This window comes from Shewanella sp. 10N.286.51.B2 (genome assembly GCF_041469265.1).
GTDB lineage: Bacteria > Pseudomonadota > Gammaproteobacteria > Enterobacterales > Shewanellaceae > Shewanella.
This window is the reverse complement of record NZ_JBFRKH010000026.1, coordinates 1-17845: the sequence shown is the minus strand read 5'-3', so window position 1 is coordinate 17845 and position 17845 is coordinate 1. Positions and strand designations below refer to the sequence as shown.

The following is a 17845-nucleotide window of genomic DNA, read 5'->3' as shown; positions in this document are numbered from 1 at the left end:
TTAAAATTAGCTGTTTGTTAGCTCGATTGTACCTGAGGCGGAGGCGTTTTCCAAAGCAATCACCATTGTTTGCTGCTTCATTTGTCACTTTTAGTATTACGATCGAAAATACCATAACGATCGATATTTTTAATTGCAGCTTGGCGGTTTCTGGTATGATCACGATCCTTTTATTTTCGTTATTGGTGATCTAGTTAGCATGAAGTTAAATCCTGGGCAAAATGATGCCGTTCACTATGTTTCTGGACCTTGCTTGGTTTTAGCGGGGGCGGGTAGTGGTAAAACTCGGGTAATTATTAACAAAATTGCATATTTAGTTGAAAAGTGTGGCTACAAGGCGCGCAATATTGCTGCCGTGACCTTTACCAATAAAGCCGCCCGTGAGATGAAAGAGCGTGTATCGCAGTCAATGGGGCGTAAAGAAGCTCGCGGTTTGTGGATTTCAACCTTCCATACCTTAGGCTTAGAAATTCTTAAACGTGAATATAAAGTGGTGGGCTTAAAAGCTGGCTTCTCACTGTTTGATGACCAAGACACCTTTGCATTATTAAAAGAGCTCACAGAAGATGAGCTTGAAGAAGATAAAGACCTCATCAAAGCGCTTGCTAGCGCCATTTCAAACTGGAAAGGTGATTTAGTCGTACCTGATCAAGCGCTCAAACGTGGCGGTGACGAACAAACTCAATTATTTGCCAAGCTTTATCAGCGCTATGCCCAGCAAATGAAAGCCTACAATGCGCTGGATTTTGACGATCTGATTTTATTGCCGACGTTATTGTTGCGTCATAATGAAGAAGTAAGAACCCGCTGGCAGACCCGTATTCAATACTTGCTGGTGGATGAGTATCAAGATACTAATACTAGCCAATATGAGCTGGTGAAGCTGTTAGTTGGCGAGCGTGCGCGATTTACCGTGGTAGGTGATGACGATCAATCGATTTATTCATGGCGTGGTGCTAAACCGCAAAATTTGGTGTTACTAGGGAAAGATTTTCCGCAACTGCGCTTGATTAAGCTAGAGCAAAATTATCGCTCTAGCCAACGTATTTTACGTGCGGCCAATATCTTAATTGCTAATAACCCCCATGTGTATGAAAAAACCTTATTCAGTGAGCTAGCCTATGGTGAGCCGCTTAGGGTGCTATTTGCTGCCAATGAAGAGCAAGAAGCAGAGCGGGTGGTAGCGGAGATTATTCGTCACAAATTCGTTGGCCGTACTCAGTTTGGTGATTATGCCATCTTGTATCGGGGTAACCATCAATCGCGGTTATTAGAACGTGCATTAATGACTAACCGCATTCCTTATAAGCTTTCAGGTGGCACTTCGTTTTTTGCACGCGCAGAAATTAAAGACATTATGGCTTACCTGCGCTTGGTGGTGAATCCAGATGATGATAATGCCTTCCTAAGGGTTGTTAACCTTCCTAAACGTGGTATTGGCCCTGCAACACTGGAGCGTTTAGGCAGTTATGCCAATGAAAAGCACATCTCGTTATTTGAAGCGATTTTTCAAGCTGAGCTAAACCATCATCTGTCGCCAGCGGCAATGGGGTCGTTATATCAGTTTGGTAAATTCATAGTCGATACCGGCGAAGTAGCTAGCCGCGGTGAACCGGTAGACGCCATTAAGCAGCTTATTCGTAAAATTAACTACGAAGATTATTTGTATGAAACCAGCACCAGCGCTAAAGCAGCTGAAATGCGGATGAAGAATATTTCAGAGCTGTATAAATGGGTGACTCAAATGCTTGAAGGTGATGATTTGGACGAACCAATGACCTTACCTGAAGTCGTTACCCGTTTGACCTTGCGTGACATGATGGAACGTAACCAAGAGGATGAAGGCGGCGATCAAGTACAGCTGATGACCCTACATGCATCGAAAGGCCTCGAATACCCTTATGTGTTTATGGTGGGCACCGAAGAGCGCATCTTGCCGCATCAGTCGAGTATTGATGAAGACAATGTCGATGAAGAGCGCCGACTCGCTTATGTGGGGATCACCCGAGCACAGAAAGAGTTATGGTTTACTATGTGTCGAGAACGGCGCCAGTTTGGTGAAACCATGCGCTGTGAGCCAAGCCGTTTTTTGATGGAACTGCCTCAAGATGACTTGATTTGGGAAAACCGTAAACCAAAGCAAACTGAGCAAGAAAGGCTGCAAACCGGTAAAAGCAATATCGCTAACTTGCGAGATATGTTTAAGAAGTAAGCTTAGCTAACTGACACTCCGCACCTTGTTGGGTGTCAGCTATTTTCTCTAACTGCGTTTTTATACAGATGTCGTTAGCAGAGAATAAGCGCCCTTGACCTTGGTAGTACCCCAGCTGTCGTAACGCTGTGAGTTGTTCGTCAGTATTAACTCCATCAGCAAACATTTCAAACCCCAAGGTCGATGCAATGAGGCAATATGCTTTAGCCAATTGCAATTGTTTGCTATTCAGTAAGTGTTGGCTCGCGTCAGCATCCAGTTTAAGGGCTTTTATTGGCAAGAAGCTGAGGCTGCTTAACGAGCTATAACCTGTGCCATAACCATTAATGCCGATATTAACCTCAAGCTCAGTTAAAGTATCAAAGGCCGTGATATGGTTTTTTCGGTCTTTAACGAAGGCTTTTTCATGGAAAAACACCCATAAATGGCTTGGACTGATTTGGCTATTTTTGATGGTGTTTTTTAAGCTTCGTAAGTCGTATTTCAACTTAATATGCTTGCTTGATAGTGACATGTGAATTTGTGGCGCGTGGCCCAGGGTGTCAGTTAACGCCTTATAGCCACTATCGATATATTTAAATATATAGTCATCAAAAATGGTGATAGTTTGGGTTTTACTCGCCAATGACTGCAGTTGTTGGTGACTGATACTACCATGTGTAGCGTGTTGCCAAGAGGCTATGGGCTCATAAGCCAAAATGCTCAGGCCATCAAAATCGACCACGGGGATTAAATTAACATTTATATGGTGATTTTCTAATGCCTGCTGGAAGTCCTGCTCTAATTCCACTCTTTGATTAAAGTGTTGCTCAATGTGCTGATCAAACACCACATAACAACCTTTACCTTTGGCTTTTGCCTGATACATAGCAGTGTCAGCATGACGTAAAATAGACTCGCTGTCATAGGAGGTGTTCTTTGCGCTATAAGCCACGCCAATACTAGCGCCGGAGATTACCTGTTGGCTGGTTAATGTAAACGGCTGAGCGATGGCTTTAAGTATGCGTTCACTGACATCTTCAGCATCTTGTTTACGATGAATTGAGTCTAGCAGTATCACAAATTCATCACCGCCTAAACGTGCAAGGGTATCGTTATCACGGATACACGCTTTTAATCTTTTTGAGGTTTCAATTAAAAATCGATCCCCTTCTAAATGACCTAAAGTATCGTTAATTTGTTTAAAGCCATCTAAGTCGATAAACAATAATGCACATTGTTCATTTTTATTACGCCTAAGATGTTTAATGGTTTGGGATAAGCGCTCCATAAAGAAGCTACGATTGGGTAAGCCGGTTAAATTATCATGTTTGGCATCAAAGACTAATTGGGCTTCGATCTTTTTACGCTGCATAATTTGTCGCTGCAAATTGTCATTCATTTCAGCGATAGCATGGGTGCGCTTTTGGACTTTGTCTTCTAATAATTCATGACTTCTTTTTAGCTGCTCTGCGGCTAATTTCTTTTCTATGGCATTGGCAATGTGTTGTGACACAAAGGTCAGTAACTCAAGATCTTTAACCGCAAAAGAGTCGTTATCGCTTAAGCTGTATATCGTTAACCCACCGGTGACTTCACCGTGGATGAATAATGGAATACCAATCCATTGCACCATTGCGTGAGTGTGGTTTAAGTCTGGATTATGGCCGTAGATGTCACCGGCTTTAATTAATGCTTGAATATCTTGCTGGCGCAGCAGTAGCGGCTTTTTATGCTTAAGAATATATTCTGTTAGCCCATCTTGCATTGGACGAGGCTTAGGCGGCTCTGAAGCCATCTTAGAGACATAAAAGGGGAAAGAAAGCGTATTGCTTGCTTTATTAACTAAAGAGATAAAACAATTTTCTGCAGGAATAAGTTGGCTGATGATTTTGTGGATCTGTGGATAGAATACAGATTGGCTAACATCAGAGGTCGACAGATCTGCAATTTGAAACAGTGCTGATTGCAACTTTTCAGCTTTTACGCGCTCTTGTACCTCTTGTTTTACTTTTTCGTAGGCATCACTGAGCTCTTTAGTTCGCTGCACAATGGCAATTTCGAGCTCTTCATTATGACGCAAACGTTCCATTACCCCAGAGATATGGTGGCAAATAAAGCCCATTAATTCTAATTCTAATTCACCATATATGATGTCATCACTGTAGCTTTGAACAACTAATACGCCAGTGACCTTATCATTATGCTTAATTGGTACCCCTAACCATTGCAGGCAGGCTGAACCTAAGTCATCTATTTCGCCTGCTTTTACCAGTGACTCAAAACCTTGATCATCACACAATAATGGCTCGCCAGTTCTCAGTACGTAGCCAGTAATCCCCCGTTTGAGCAGCGCTGATATTTCTTCATCTGGATAAAGCTCACTTGGATGGGGATCTTTTTCATCGGCAAAAAAAGGCAAGCTAATAATACTGCTGTCGGTATCGAGTTCAGCAATAAAGAAGTTATCAGCGTGGATAAGTTTTTGCAGGTGAGAGTGAACGCCATGATAAAAAGCATCAAGGGAGATGGCGTTAGTGGCAATGTTGGAAATTTCCAGTAATGCATTTTGGATTACTTCAGCACGTTTGTATTTGCTTAGCAAACGCCTTAGTCGTGACACTCTTCTTTTGAGGTGCTCAACATTATCTGAACTAAATATGGGGAAGGTTCCCTTTTCCATAGCACGCCCTTAATTCCTTTAAGACTTTTTACTGACGTTTCAGTATATGAAACTTAACCAATAATGTGAACCAACATGAGTTTATAATTAAAAATGCTCAAAAATATCCCAATTCAGTCAAAACATGAGCAAACAGAAAAAAAATTAAAAACAAAGGTAGACGTGAAGCTGATTTATCCCTATTATGTGCGTCGCTAACCAAGGCGAGCGCCCATAGCTCAGCTGGATAGAGCGTACCCCTCCGGAGGGTAAGGCCGAAGGTTCGAATCCTTCTGGGCGCACCATTCGGTACAGTAGCTTGTTAGCAAAATTGAAAGGTCAGTGGTGATTGTAGCTCAGTTGGTAGAGCCCCGGATTGTGATTCCGGTTGTCGTGGGTTCGAGCCCCATCAGTCACCCCATTCAATTTAACTTCTTTTAGAAGTGTCGTAATTGCAACATCTTCGGTGATTAGCGCAGCCCGGTAGCGCATCTCGTTTGGGACGAGAGGGTCAGAGGTTCGAATCCTCTATCACCGACCAAATTTTAGTATTCCAATTAGTGATTTATTTTGATCCTATCAGATTGGCCTACCGTATAAAAAGTTACATTCAGTGAATAGCGTTGTTGATAACGCGTCACTCACTCTTTTAGAGTGAAGCAAAGGGTTGACCTTATAAGACTTAGAATATCAGTAAAAATTTCGGTGATTAGCGCAGCCCGGTAGCGCATCTCGTTTGGGACGAGAGGGTCAGAGGTTCGAATCCTCTATCACCGACCACATTTAACAAAAAAGCCACTCAATGAGTGGCTTTTTTGTATTTCAAATAAACTCTTTGTGCAGCATCATCCCCTTTTAGCTACTCCCTTGTTACCTCAATGGTTGGTACGTTTAGTTAGCATCGCTGGGTTTGTTATACATTAATGCAGGTTACAGATAATAAAAAACCACATTTGCATGTGGTTTTTTGGGTATGAATTACCTTATTGGTGGATAAATTAAATGTTGATGGAAACCGGTGGTGAAATAAAGCCTTGGTAAGCATCAAGTCGCATGGAGGCAAAACGTTCTAACTGTGTTTGCTGCTGTATTCCGGTGACTATGACTTGAATATCTAAGCCTTTGGCCACATTCGATAAGGCTCTACATAGCTCAATATTGTGTTGGTCATCTTCCATATAGGCAAAGGATTGATCCAGTTTGACATAACTTGGGCGCAGGCTTTGTAAATAGGCCATTGAACCAAATTGACGGCCGAAATGATCAATACCAAATGTTGCCCCGTTATCACGAATAATATGGCATAACTTTTCACAGTTTTCTAAATCACTATAAACACTGGCTTCAGGTATATCAAAACAGATCCTTTCAGGGAAATTGCAATGACGTAAAAACTGCTGCAACCAAGTGTGAAAATGAATATCACTAATACTTTGAAAGGTGAGGTTAATAGCGAGTGGTTCATAATTTCGCTCTAAAAGTCGGTTTTCTACCACAGTTTCAATTAAACATTGATCCAGCAAGGTGCCTAATGACAATAACTCAACATAAGGCATAAATTGACCTGCGTGTTGCAATTTGTCGTCGACGGTAAGTTGGCAGTAAACTTCCCGCTGGCATACCTCTTTTTTGCGATTGAGCAAAATAGGCTGCCATCTGAACTGGAATTTTTTATTTCGAATCGCATCGGTGAGATTAGTGCGCCATTGCTCACGGCTAAATAATTGTTGTTCGTCGGTTTCAAACCAATGAAACACTTTATTGTCTTTTAGTGACTGCTGCAGTGCATTGTCAGCTTGGGCTAAAATATCACTGACGGTCATTTGACCAATGCGCTCTGCAACACCAATCGCAAAGCCTTCGTTGGGCTTACAACCTGCTTTTGATATTTCCTTATTAAGGGTTCTGAGTAAGGTTTGTAAGTATTTAGTTAGCTGTTCATGTTCAACATCGGCGATCAAAAAAGCAAATTCATAGGCGGCAATACGGCCAATAACAGAAGGTGCTACCTCATCTAAATGGTGCTGCAGCTTTTGTGACAGCAATTTAATGGTTTCATCACGTACTTGATAACCATATTTACTGTGCACTGTTTCTAACCAGTCAAATTTGGCTAAGAATATTGCTCCACTGCTAGGCTCTGCTAACCAGCCATTAATTCGACTGACCATATATTGTCGATTTGGCAGCCCTGAAACCTGGTCGACGAGGTTTTTCTTACGTAGGGCTGAGACTTCTTCATCCAGTGAGTTAAATACCTGTTTAAGTTGTGCCGACATGCTATTAAATGCACTGACTAACTCTTGCAGCTCTTTAGTTTTAGGCATTGGCATATCAGGTCCAAACTGCTGATTAGCCACTTTTTTTGCATGAATTGAAAGGTCGTGTAACGGTTTTAAAATAAAGCCTAAGCCAAAGCGAGCGCAGACGATAGCCAATAAAAATAGAATGGAAAAAATGATAATGGTATTAGAAATAATCCGCCACAGTTCATGGTAGCCAAACCCAGGGTGAGCGGTAATTTCTATTTTAGCTAATTGCAGCCAGCCTGAGGTTAAGACAGTCTCTTTGGTGATGCTTTTAAATAGCTCAAGGTCAATAAACCACTGCGGTACACCGTCGATTCTGATGGCGTTATTCCACACTTGTTGCTTACCATCAACCAGCCAAGTGAGTTTAATTTGCTGGTAATAACCGCCTTCAAATATCACATTGACTAGGGTTTCTGCGCCAACATCATCACCATTTTCAAGGGCAGGGACGAGCATAATACCAAGGGAATGACTGGCATTATTTAAATCTGATTCCATCTGCTTACTCAAGAAACTTTGGGTCTCAGTAAACTGCACGTAACCTAAGCTGATCACCACCAGTAAAAATAAACCAAAAAGTAACGCATAGATTTGACGAAAGAGGGTCATCTTGGTCACTGCTCCATTTTTTGTTTGGGTTGACGCAAGCGGTCGATACCCAATCTAAGTTTTAAATCATTCCATTTTTCAAGACGTGACGAGGAGCCAGCAAGCACACCTCGGCCTTTTTCTTTGTTGAGCCATAACTGTTTACCATTAAAACTATAAACAGGTATTAAATCATTTCTCATTGTCGCGGGTTTTATTATCGGGTCTAGATTGTCTAAAACCAGTGGTACCGCGCCTGGTGTTTCATAGTAAGCTAGCACCATGTGGTACTGGTTTACTGTTTTGGCTTTTACCATGGTAATTCTGAGTTTATCTTCAGGTATACCAACTTGGAGTAAGGTAAAGTATTTAGCGATAGAAAAATCTTCGCAATCACCAGCATTGACCCCAATAAACTCCATCGGAGAAGCCCAATAATTAGACTCGCCCCATAAGGCTTTATCGTCAACAAACTTAAATAAGTTAAAGAAACGGTTAACCTTTTCTAGCCTGGCAAGCTCATCAAGTTGCGGTGCTTCATTGATGATTTTGAACCAAGCTGTGGCGCGTTTTCCAGCTCTTTCACCGTAATGCTCAGTTAAAGCATTAATGGTTTTTTTTGCATCAATTTGCGCTGGTGGCGCGGCAAAAAGCCCCGATACCATCAAAGCAGATGCTAGCAGTGAATAATGACAACATTGTTTTATACGTTCTAACCTCGAACGGCCATTATCAGGCAACTGTTAGCACCTCAATGACAATTTTTACTGATCAACAGTATAAATGTGCCACTTCATATCTGTTTTTGAATCATCGCCAGTCACTTCAGCAATAACCCGGCGGTTAGCCTCATTAGCCTCGGCTGAGTCAGATTCATCAATAGGTCTATCGTAGCTATAGCCAATGGCATTGAGCCTTGACGGATTAATAGCAAAAGTGTCAGCTAATATTTGGGTAACGTTTTGTGCTCTGGCTTGAGATAAGTGTAGATTATGCTCATAGCTACCGGTTTTACTGCAATGGCCTTCAATGGTGACATTGGTGCTAGGGTACAGCTTCATTAATTGCGCAATTTGTTCAATTTGCTGATAAAAGCGTGGGTTAATGTCTGCTGAGTCATTTTCAAACAGAATGTGTAACTCCTGGCGCTCATTAATTTTGCTTACGGTGGCGCAGCCATAATTGTCGATATCAGCACCAATGACCGTTTCTAAGCAGCGCTCACGGGCCATAATCACACCGTCATTATCATTATCATTAAGATCAAACTCTTGTTGCGTGGCCGTATCCATAGTGACAATGTCTCGCATCGAACAGCCAGTTGCTAAGCTTATTACAAGTAGCAAAAACAAATATTTCATCATCTTACTCCACCTTCATAATCACGTTCACCTTGCCAAATATCTGGACGTGTGACCCGCAACGAGTCAAGCAATCTACCCGTTGCATTTAGCAGCCGATATTTTGCCGCCGTTTCGTCAAACTCAGTTTGCAGGTAATCTTTACGGGCTTGAAACAGCTCATTTTCAGTATCGAGTAAATCCAGCAAGCTACGTTGGCCTAAATTAAACTGTTGAGAATAAGCTACTTGGGTATCTTTAGAGGCAATCACATGGTCGCGAATATAGCGTTTTTGCGGTGCTAGCATCTCATAAGCATTCCAAGATAAATGCACCCCTTCAATAACTTGGCGATGTGCCCGTTGACGAATTTCTTTGGCCTCATTGATTTTGTAAGCAGCTTCCTTTTCCCGTGCGAGATCTTTACCACCTGAGAAAAGGTTGTATTTAACTCGTACCATGCCGACTAAATCGTTATTATGGCCGCCGACATTAGGGTTGAGAGCACTGCCAGTGCCGTAACCATCTTCACCATCTACATCATTATTCCAATTACCATTTAATTCTAATGAGAACTTTGGATAGTAATTTGACTGCGCTGATTTTCGTTCTTTATCTGCGGCGTTAATATCGCTATTGGCAGATTTAAGGATCGGATGATTTTCTTGGGCCATCAGCACGCTTTCAGCGATATTATCAGGCATCAAATCCATATCTGGCACTGGTGCAACTAAGTTATCAGGTTCTTTTTCGACAATACGAATATACTGTGCTTTCGCATCTAATAGGTTATTTTTAGCTGCCATAACATTAGCGTTAGCACGAGCTAATCGACCTGATATTTGCGATAAATCAGCAATGGAGCCTAAGCCTGATTCGGTGCGCTGCTTAATTTGGTCGTATATTTCTTCATGACTTCTGAGGTTTTTTTCCGATAACACTAATAGCTGCTCAGCTTTAATGTAATTGGTGTAAACCTTACTTACTTCTAAAGCGATATCTTCAGCAGCGGCAAATAATACCCACTGTTCAGCACTGGCTTCAAATGAGTAGCGATCAACTTCACTGCTGGTATAGAAGCCGTCAAATAACATCTGTTTGATGCTAAAACCTGCTTCACCACGTTCGAGCTCCATAACGCCATCATCTAAATTATCGTTACCAGGCTGGCTTTTACGTCGGGTTGAGGGGCTGTCCGTTTGCTCCCAACCATAGGCGCCGGTTAAATCAACTGTTGGCATATAACCTGCCACAGCTTGATTAACTTGCTCCTCACGGGCTTTAAAGCGATTAAAGGCAATACGCAACTCTGGATTAGTATCCAAAGTATGGGCGACAGCTTGTTCTAACGATTGCGCGTTTAGAGTAGGTACTGCAAAAAATGCAGACATTGCCAATGCCAAAATACTTAACTTACGACACTGGGTTATATTCAATTTCATGTAAAAAACCCTCCAGGTTTTTTGTTTAATTCTCTCGAAGTGCAGTTTCTTTAGCCCTTAAAATAGGGTTTAAAATATACTCAAGGATTGTTCTTTGTCCGGTTATTACGTCTACTGAGGTAAGCATTCCCGGAATAATTGGCATCTGTGTGCCATCTTTTTTTATCAAATTTGATTCTTTGGTTCGTACTCGGATGGTATAAAAGCTGTTGCCTTCTTCATCTAAACTGGTATCGGCACTAATGTGCTCTACGGTGCCTTTGAGGCCGCCGTAGCGGGTAAAGTCATAAGCGGTCACTTTGACGATTGCGGGTAATCCTGGGTGTAAAAATGCAATATCTTGTGGGGTTATCTTAGTCTCAATCAGTAGCTGATCTTCTGATGGCACAATTTCAATAATCTCTTCACCTGGTTGTACCACACCCCCTAAGGTATTCATGTGTAGGGTTTTAATGGTGCCGTTAACGGGTGAGGTAATAATGGCTTTGCTGATCTTATCGAACGCGCCTATTTGCGCTTGGTTCATCCTAGATAGCTTAGTTTGCATTTCATTTAATTGGGCGCGTAAATCAGCAGCGTAAACAAATACCGCCTCACGGCGTTTAAGGATAGCTTCATCCATAGTGGCTTTTAATTTAGGCCGCAGTAGACGTAAGGTTTTAAGCTCACCTTGAATGTCATTAACAGTACGTTCAAGTTTTAATAGCTCAACTTCTGGAACGATACCTTTTTGTGCTAGGGGTTTAGTGAGTTCTAATTCCCGTGAAATCAGCTGATAGCTTTTGGTTAGGGTGATAATTTTAGAGCTTAACTCTTCAGTTTCTTGTTGGCGCTGCTGAATTTGGCGCACCAAAATTTCTAACTGATTGCTGAGATTATCTAAACGGCCGCTGTATTCAGCTTGTTGGTTTTTAACTAAGTTAGGCTCATCATTGATAATCTCATCAGGAAAAACTAATGGCTGCTTCGTGATTTTAACTTGCTCGCGCCAGTTTGAAGACATGTCAGAAATAACAATACTATCTAGCTCGGTTCGCAGGCGGATCACATTAGTTTGTAAGCTATAAACCTCTTGTTCTTGTTGAGCGAAATCTGAGCGGAAGCGAATGTCATCAATTTTGACTAATGGCTGACCTTTGGTGACTATCATGCCTTCTTGGACATAGATTTCTTGTAGTACGCCACCATCCAAACTATCAATGAGTTGCACTTGGGAAGAGGGGATAACTTTGCCCATTCCTGAAGTTACCTGATCTAATTCAGAAAAATAGGCCCAAATAAAGAAGCAGATAAACATGGCCGCAATTGACCAAATGATTAGGTGATGACCACGTGGTGACTCGGTCATCATGGCACCATAAACATCATCGACCATGTCTAAATCATGGTTAGAGAGCTTGTTAGTCATTAACTGCGCCCTCCTGCAAGTAAGCCATTATTGAGTTTTTCAAGCACGCGATCTTTGGGGCCATCGGCAACAATATGGCCCTTATCAAGTACGATAATGCGATCAACTAAACGTAATAAGTGCATCTTATGGGTGATCAGTAATAAAGTGCGGTCTTTACTGACATGCTCCATTGAGCGAATAAACTGTTTTTCAGCGCGAGCATCTAAACTGGCTGTTGGTTCATCCATTAATAAGATGGGCGGGTCATTTAAGGTTGCTCTTGCTAATGCAACGGTTTGACGTTGCCCTCGGCTTAATGACAAGCCGCCTTCACCTACTTGCTGATCTAAACCTTCAGACTCAAGGTTAGTAAACATACTGACCCCAGAAAGCTGCACTGCACGAATAAGTTGATGCTCTGTCACCTGACGGGTGCCAAAAAGAATATTATCTTTAATAGAACCATGAAAAAGGGTCACATCTTGGGGCAAATAGCCGAAATTTTTACGTAAATCACTGGGGTGAATTTGACCCGCATCTAAGCCATCGTAACGCAGGCTGCCTTGAGTGGGTTTATACAAGCCAACTAACAGTTTTGCTAAGGTACTTTTGCCTGAGCCATTACGGCCGATAATAGCAATACGCTCACCGGGTTTTATGTGGACGGAAAGCGGATGTAGCACAGGTCTTTCGGCTTCAGGAAAGCTGAAAGCGATGTTGTCAGCATCAATTTTACCTTGTAAGCGCTGTTTGCTAACCAAATGGCCTTTGTTTTCAAACTCTTCTTCTTGGTTCATTACCTCGTCAAGTTGGCGTAGCGAGCTTGCTGTTTGGTTGCCTCGAGTAATTAGCCCTGCAAGTTGCGCCATCGGTGAGATCGCGCGGCTTGAAAGCATCACCGCTGCGATAATGCCGCCCATTGAGATAGCATTATCAGCCACCCGATACACCCCAAGGATCACCACGCAGACGACGGTAAGCTGCACAATAAAGTTAGCCACATTACTGACGGCATTAGTGAGTTTTTTAGATTTAAGCTGCCAGTTAGCGGTGTGGCCTATCATCTGCTGCCAACTTTTTTGTACTAGGCCTTCTGCGCCATTAGCTTTAATGGACTCTAATGCCGTTAAGCTTTCAATCAAATGGCCGTGCTTGAGGCTTGAAAAGCGGTTACTTTCTTCAATTGCGGCCTTAAGTTTTGGTTGGATGTAGAACGTAAAGCCGATAATGATAATCCCCCCAAGAACTGGGATAACCGCTAGGTCGCCGGCAACAATATAAATAATGGTGACAAACAGTAGGGCGAACGGAAGGTCCACTAAGGTGGTGATGGTTGCAGAGGTTAAAATTTCTCGAATACTGTCAAATTCACTTAATTGCCTTGCCATGCCGCCCACGCTAGGGGAGCGTTTTGATAGTGGAATCCCAATTGCTTTGGCAAATAATTTTGAAGAAACAATGATATCGACTTTTTTACCTGCAACATCAATTAAGTAGCTGCGTAACTGACGTAAAATAAGATCAAATAAATAGGCAATCCCTGCGCCAATGGCGAGTACCCATAATGACTCAAAGGCTAAATTCGGTACCACTTTATCGTATACATTCATGATGAATAATGGTGATACCAATGCGAATAAGTTAACTAGCACAGATGCAATCAGGGCATCTCGATAGATGGGTGCTGAGTCTTTAATGCTTTGTAGTAACCAGTGAGTACTATTATCGTGAATGTGAACATCAAAGCTGTTATCGCCACGAAACTCTTGTTTAACTAAAAATAGATAACCCACATAAAGGGTTTCTAGTTCTTCAATGGTGAGAACTTCTTCTCCACCGGTTTCGGGTAATTGAATGGTTGCTTTGTCAGCATCGATATCAAGGCTATGTAATATGCAGGCTTTTTTATCTTTAAGCAGTAAAATACAAGGCAGTAAAATAGCTGATATTTGATTAAGATCTTTACGGGTTAATTTAGCTGACAAACCACCACGCGAGGCAGCTTGCGGTAGTAAATCTGGAGTGATGTTAGCGCCAGTTAATGGTAAGCCTGCCGCAAGTGAGTCACTTGAGCATGGCGAACCAAAATGTTCAGTCATTAAGACTAAGCAATCAAGTAATGGATCAACAGTGGTCCGTTGGGACGCTGAAATAGTCCACTGTTCTTGATTGTTTGATGCAGTTGCTGGCACCTAATATAGATCCTTCATATTTATAATTATTAACAATCTCTTTAGTTGACGCTTACATATTACTACGTAGCGTCAACAAAGTGTTGTATTTAAGGAATAATATTACCATCTGGATTATGATCTAAAGGATCAATAATAGTATTTGGAGCCGGAGCTTCATTTGTGGTATCGACAATTAAAGCGCCATCATTAATTAATCCGTTAATAATGACCCCATCTTCATTGCTGCTATATATTGATGATAGTTCGATTCCATCGAGAATAATTTGTTGTTCAAAGACATCATCACCATTTGCATCAATACTAATAGTGGTAGATCCATTAGCTTCAGTAATGTTTAGCAAATCTTCTAAAGATGAGTACTCTTCGTTCACGAGTATGTCACTTAAATCAAGCTTATCTTCGCTTACGTTGAAGTCGGTAATATGGTCAGCACCAAATTCACCTTGTTGCCAGACGAAGGTGTCATTGCCACTATCGCCACGCATGATGTCATCACCTAGACCTCCTATTAGGGTGTCATTGCCTTCACCGCCTCTAAGCCCATCATTATGGCTGCCACCATCGATATTATCGTCTCCTGTATGACCATAAAGAATATCGGAGCCTGATTGACCGAATATAGAATCATTGCCACTACCTCCATTGACCGCATCTACTTGTGCTGAAGTAACGTCCTCTGTAAGTAATAATCCATTAGTATCTATTATGCTATCGGCGCCCGAAAGTGTGCCTGTCATGATGTGATGAGTATCAATTTCTTCGGAAGTTAACTCAAGTTCATCATCTGATTGATAATTAGTTGATCCTGTTGCACCCGCATAAATAGTGTCATTTCCTTTACCTGTTTCGATATGGTCATGACCCTCACTACTGCTTATAATTTGCTTATTATTCTGACTAAAGCTAGTAAGGTTGCTGCCATTGTCTGTAATCAAATTACCATCAGAGTTAGTTATTTGTCCGAATAAGCCTCCACCGAAACTAACATTGAGCTGTTTCTGAGTGCCATTTTCTCCATCTAATACAATAATTTCATCGGCTAAGTTTGAACCTTCTACGTTGAGATTATCAGACGTGGAAGTAGGAACTCCTTGTACATTAACCAAGCTAACGTCTATAGAAAGTGTTGCACTTGATTCATCGCCGTCGGAATCTCTAATTGTATAAGTGAAAGTTTCTACGGCATTGTCAGGGATAAGGTTATTATCCATGGTGACATCGTAACGATAGCTACCATCGGTATTGATAACCAAGTTACCGTATGTGCCTGTGATCACAGTACCTATATTTCCAACGATGCTCGTATCACTTTGATCCCCAGTCTCCACACCAACCACAACCGTATCAACATCTGCTCCTGTAATATCATTATCAATGACATTACCTTCGATATACGGTAACTCGTATCCATTACCTGCAACCATTCTTATAACTAAATCGTAGCTTGTTGCGGCATTTTCTTCAGTATAAATGGAAGTTACCACATCACCATTTTCATCTATAAAACCAATTACTTGAATAGTATAAAGTTCGCCTTCATAGTTAAACGTTACATTAGTTTGTTCGATAGTTACAATATCATCAGGATTTGGTCCGTCATTTGGCGTTTCATTGTGAGCTAAATTCAGGGTTAATGTTACAGGTGTGACAACACCAAAGGCGTCTATGACATTAAATACCACATCCATTGAAGCCCCTGTTATGGAGCTTCCTGAGTATATGGGATAGTTATAATGAGTAAAGGTTCCTAAAACAATATCCTGATTAAGAGCAAGTTCGCCGTTTAAAGCTGTGTCATTATCAATGAAGCCATATCCAGATTTCAGACCTGCAGTTACAGGATTACCCCAACGTATTTGATCGAATTCACTATCGTTATCTTCTCCGCCATTACCGATATCACCGTCATAACGGACAATATTAGCGCCACCAATTGTCGAGAGCCAAGTTGCTTGCACACCACCTATAATAGCGAATGAATCTTCAAGTACCTCAATAGTGACGTTATCATTTGTTGCTTTTGAAAAGTCATCAATAATTCCGGCAGATAATGTTGCTGAGGCACTATCACCATCTATATCGTAAGCAGTTATTTGGAAATTATCAGATAGTGACTCACTATTTGATCCAGTATGATTTTGTGCGCTATTTATGGAGTAATTATAATCAAGTAAACCATCGTTATAACCAGTAATCGTTAACGTTCCATACTCCCCTGCAATCACAATTGGGTTAGCTACAGAAGCTACGAGCAATGAAGCGAGTGTTAATGTGGTCGTATTAAGCCCATTTTGAATTTCAAGACGGTCTAAGCCATCATTAACTTCTATATTTGTTGAACCACTTGCTAATGTTTGCCCGTTATTTACAAAGCCAGTACCATCAGCTAAGGCAGATTCATCGACTAGAAGCACATCGGGGGTATTGATGATGACGTCTTCATCAAGTCCAATAACATTGATAGTTACAGTAGCGGTATCTATTGCTCCATATTCATCGGTAATCGTATAAGTGAAACTGTCAGTTGTGACTTCACCTGCAGATAAATTACGGAATGCATTATTGGCATTATAGCTATAGGTACCATCGCCATTAATTGTCAATAACGCGCCACTTGGGAGAGTTATTACTTCCCCATCAACTAAATTGTCGCCATTGACATGACTTATTGTGAACGTATGACCTTGAGCATCAATATCATTTGCTAATAAGCCTTCAGAGATTTCTGTGATGCTTAATGTTGCGTTTTCATTGACAACATAAGCATCAACTAGTGCAGGTCCTGTGACAGTGACAGAGTCTAAGTAGTAGTCTGAGGAGTCAGTGAGCTGTGGCCCTCCATTTGCTTCACTAATAGTTGGTGCAGCTTCAAATACCAGCTGGTCAAATACAAGGCTGCCAGTATTAATTGTAAATGTGCCGGTTGTGCCACTAGTTGTTGAAAAGGTTTCGGTTGCGACCAATTGACCATTGTAATAAGCGTACCAAGTACCTTGCTCACCACTATTTTCATCAGCAAACATTTTAGAAACACTAAAGGTTGCTTCATTAACTAGGCCATTGAAATCAACAACAATTGCTTCTGAAGTACCAGTTGCAGAATCATATTCAATTTGATTCTCTACTTGATCTGTAGACCTTGGCGAGCCCCCGACACCTAATTGATTGGTTCCATCGTTATAAGTCAGTGTTCCGGTGCTGCCGTCAGCATTTCTGGCGCTAATCACAAAGTCTGCTTCGCCATCAGCATTTGTAGGACTTACCCAACCGTTGGATGAGTCTGCAGTGGTTGAGAAAGTACTTCCAACAGCATCATCGACAGCGTCGATATTATTTAAATCAAAGGTAACAGTTGCTGTGTCAGTTAAGCTTCCGTCAGAAGCTTGAACTGTAAGGCTGATTTGGCTACCAATATCGTAATCGATTTTAGTTGTGTCATTGACCGTTATCACACCAGTACCTTCGTCGATGGCAAAAGCTCCATCTTCGCTAATTAGGCTGGTGGAACCATCTGAAAGAACAAAGCTGTAGCTCAGGTTATCTCCATCTAGGTCAGTGTCACCTAATGAATTTATGTCGTTAACATCATAAACAGCGGTACCGTTAATGATTGAGTCATTGAGCATATCAATGTGATCGCTGATATTTGGTGCTTCGTTAATATTTCGTTCGTTGAGGGTGATGGTGGCATCGGTGGTGTCACCGGCGCCATCGGTCATGGTGAC

At 41.6% G+C, this 17845-nt stretch carries 9 protein-coding genes and 4 tRNA genes; 5 read left to right on the top strand and 8 right to left on the bottom strand.

Annotation, left to right across the window (positions count from 1 at the left end; genetic code table 11):
• Positions 1-199 precede the first annotated feature (199 nt).
• Complete coding sequence (gene rep / locus AB4140_RS07650) at positions 200-2212, top strand: DNA helicase Rep (protein WP_102439733.1); 2013 nt, start codon at positions 200-202, stop codon at positions 2210-2212.
• Here the strand turns inward: rep and AB4140_RS07645 are convergent.
• Complete coding sequence (locus AB4140_RS07645; RefSeq protein WP_102439732.1) at positions 2202-4874, bottom strand: diguanylate cyclase domain-containing protein; 2673 nt, start codon at positions 4872-4874, stop codon at positions 2202-2204. The two genes, rep and AB4140_RS07645, sit on opposite strands and share 11 nt — an antisense overlap.
• Before the next feature lie 207 nt (positions 4875-5081).
• Between AB4140_RS07645 and AB4140_RS07640 the strand changes: the two genes are divergently transcribed.
• The 4 genes from AB4140_RS07640 to AB4140_RS07625 all read left to right on the top strand — a co-directional run bounded on the left by AB4140_RS07640 (position 5082) and on the right by AB4140_RS07625 (position 5633).
• Positions 5082-5158: transfer RNA gene (locus AB4140_RS07640), tRNA-Arg, on the top strand.
• 40 nt (positions 5159-5198) lie between these two features.
• Positions 5199-5274: transfer RNA gene (locus tag AB4140_RS07635), tRNA-His, on the top strand.
• 43 nt (positions 5275-5317) lie between these two features.
• Positions 5318-5394 (top strand) — tRNA-Pro (locus tag AB4140_RS07630).
• 162 nt (positions 5395-5556) lie between these two features.
• Positions 5557-5633: transfer RNA gene (locus AB4140_RS07625), tRNA-Pro, on the top strand.
• A 218-nt stretch (positions 5634-5851) separates the two neighbouring features.
• Here the strand turns inward: AB4140_RS07625 and AB4140_RS07620 are convergent.
• The 7 genes from AB4140_RS07620 to AB4140_RS07590 form a co-directional block, all read right to left on the bottom strand.
• Entirely contained in the window at positions 5852-7774 is a 1923-nt protein-coding gene (locus AB4140_RS07620; RefSeq protein WP_102439731.1) for an EAL domain-containing protein, read from the bottom strand.
• A 5-nt stretch (positions 7775-7779) separates the two neighbouring features.
• Positions 7780-8418, bottom strand: coding sequence for a transglutaminase-like cysteine peptidase (locus AB4140_RS07615; RefSeq protein ID WP_102475774.1), 639 nt, complete (start codon positions 8416-8418; stop codon positions 7780-7782).
• A 99-nt stretch (positions 8419-8517) separates the two neighbouring features.
• The gene (locus AB4140_RS07610) at positions 8518-9114 is read right to left on the bottom strand and encodes an OmpA family protein (protein ID WP_102439735.1); all 597 of its coding nucleotides are present in this window, start codon (positions 9112-9114) and stop codon (positions 8518-8520) included.
• Positions 9114-10535 (bottom strand): TolC family outer membrane protein, encoded by a 1422-nt coding sequence (locus AB4140_RS07605; protein WP_372000430.1) that lies wholly within the window; start codon positions 10533-10535, stop codon positions 9114-9116. The genes AB4140_RS07610 and AB4140_RS07605 overlap by 1 nt, the downstream gene beginning before the upstream one ends.
• A gap of 25 nt (positions 10536-10560) precedes the next feature.
• Positions 10561-11943, bottom strand: coding sequence for an HlyD family type I secretion periplasmic adaptor subunit (locus tag AB4140_RS07600; RefSeq protein ID WP_102439728.1), 1383 nt, complete (start codon positions 11941-11943; stop codon positions 10561-10563).
• On the bottom strand, positions 11943-14117 hold the full coding sequence (locus tag AB4140_RS07595; protein WP_102519698.1) for a type I secretion system permease/ATPase: 2175 nt from the start codon (positions 14115-14117) through the stop codon (positions 11943-11945). The genes AB4140_RS07600 and AB4140_RS07595 overlap by 1 nt, the downstream gene beginning before the upstream one ends.
• An 89-nt stretch (positions 14118-14206) precedes the next feature.
• Positions 14207-17845: choice-of-anchor K domain-containing protein (locus tag AB4140_RS07590; RefSeq protein WP_372000428.1), on the bottom strand; the 3639-nt coding region annotated here is incomplete at its 5' end.

Coding starts and splice junctions, on each gene's coding strand:
- AB4140_RS07620 (WP_102439731.1), bottom strand. CDS start 7,774: ATGACCCTCTTTCGTCAAATCTATGCGTTACTTTTTGGTTTATTTTTA.
- AB4140_RS07645 (WP_102439732.1), bottom strand. CDS start 4,874: ATGGAAAAGGGAACCTTCCCCATATTTAGTTCAGATAATGTTGAGCAC.
- AB4140_RS07605 (WP_372000430.1), bottom strand. CDS start 10,535: ATGAAATTGAATATAACCCAGTGTCGTAAGTTAAGTATTTTGGCATTG.
- rep (WP_102439733.1), top strand. CDS start 200: ATGAAGTTAAATCCTGGGCAAAATGATGCCGTTCACTATGTTTCTGGA.
- AB4140_RS07615 (WP_102475774.1), bottom strand. CDS start 8,418: ATGGTATCGGGGCTTTTTGCCGCGCCACCAGCGCAAATTGATGCAAAA.
- AB4140_RS07600 (WP_102439728.1), bottom strand. CDS start 11,943: ATGACTAACAAGCTCTCTAACCATGATTTAGACATGGTCGATGATGTT.
- AB4140_RS07610 (WP_102439735.1), bottom strand. CDS start 9,114: ATGAAATATTTGTTTTTGCTACTTGTAATAAGCTTAGCAACTGGCTGT.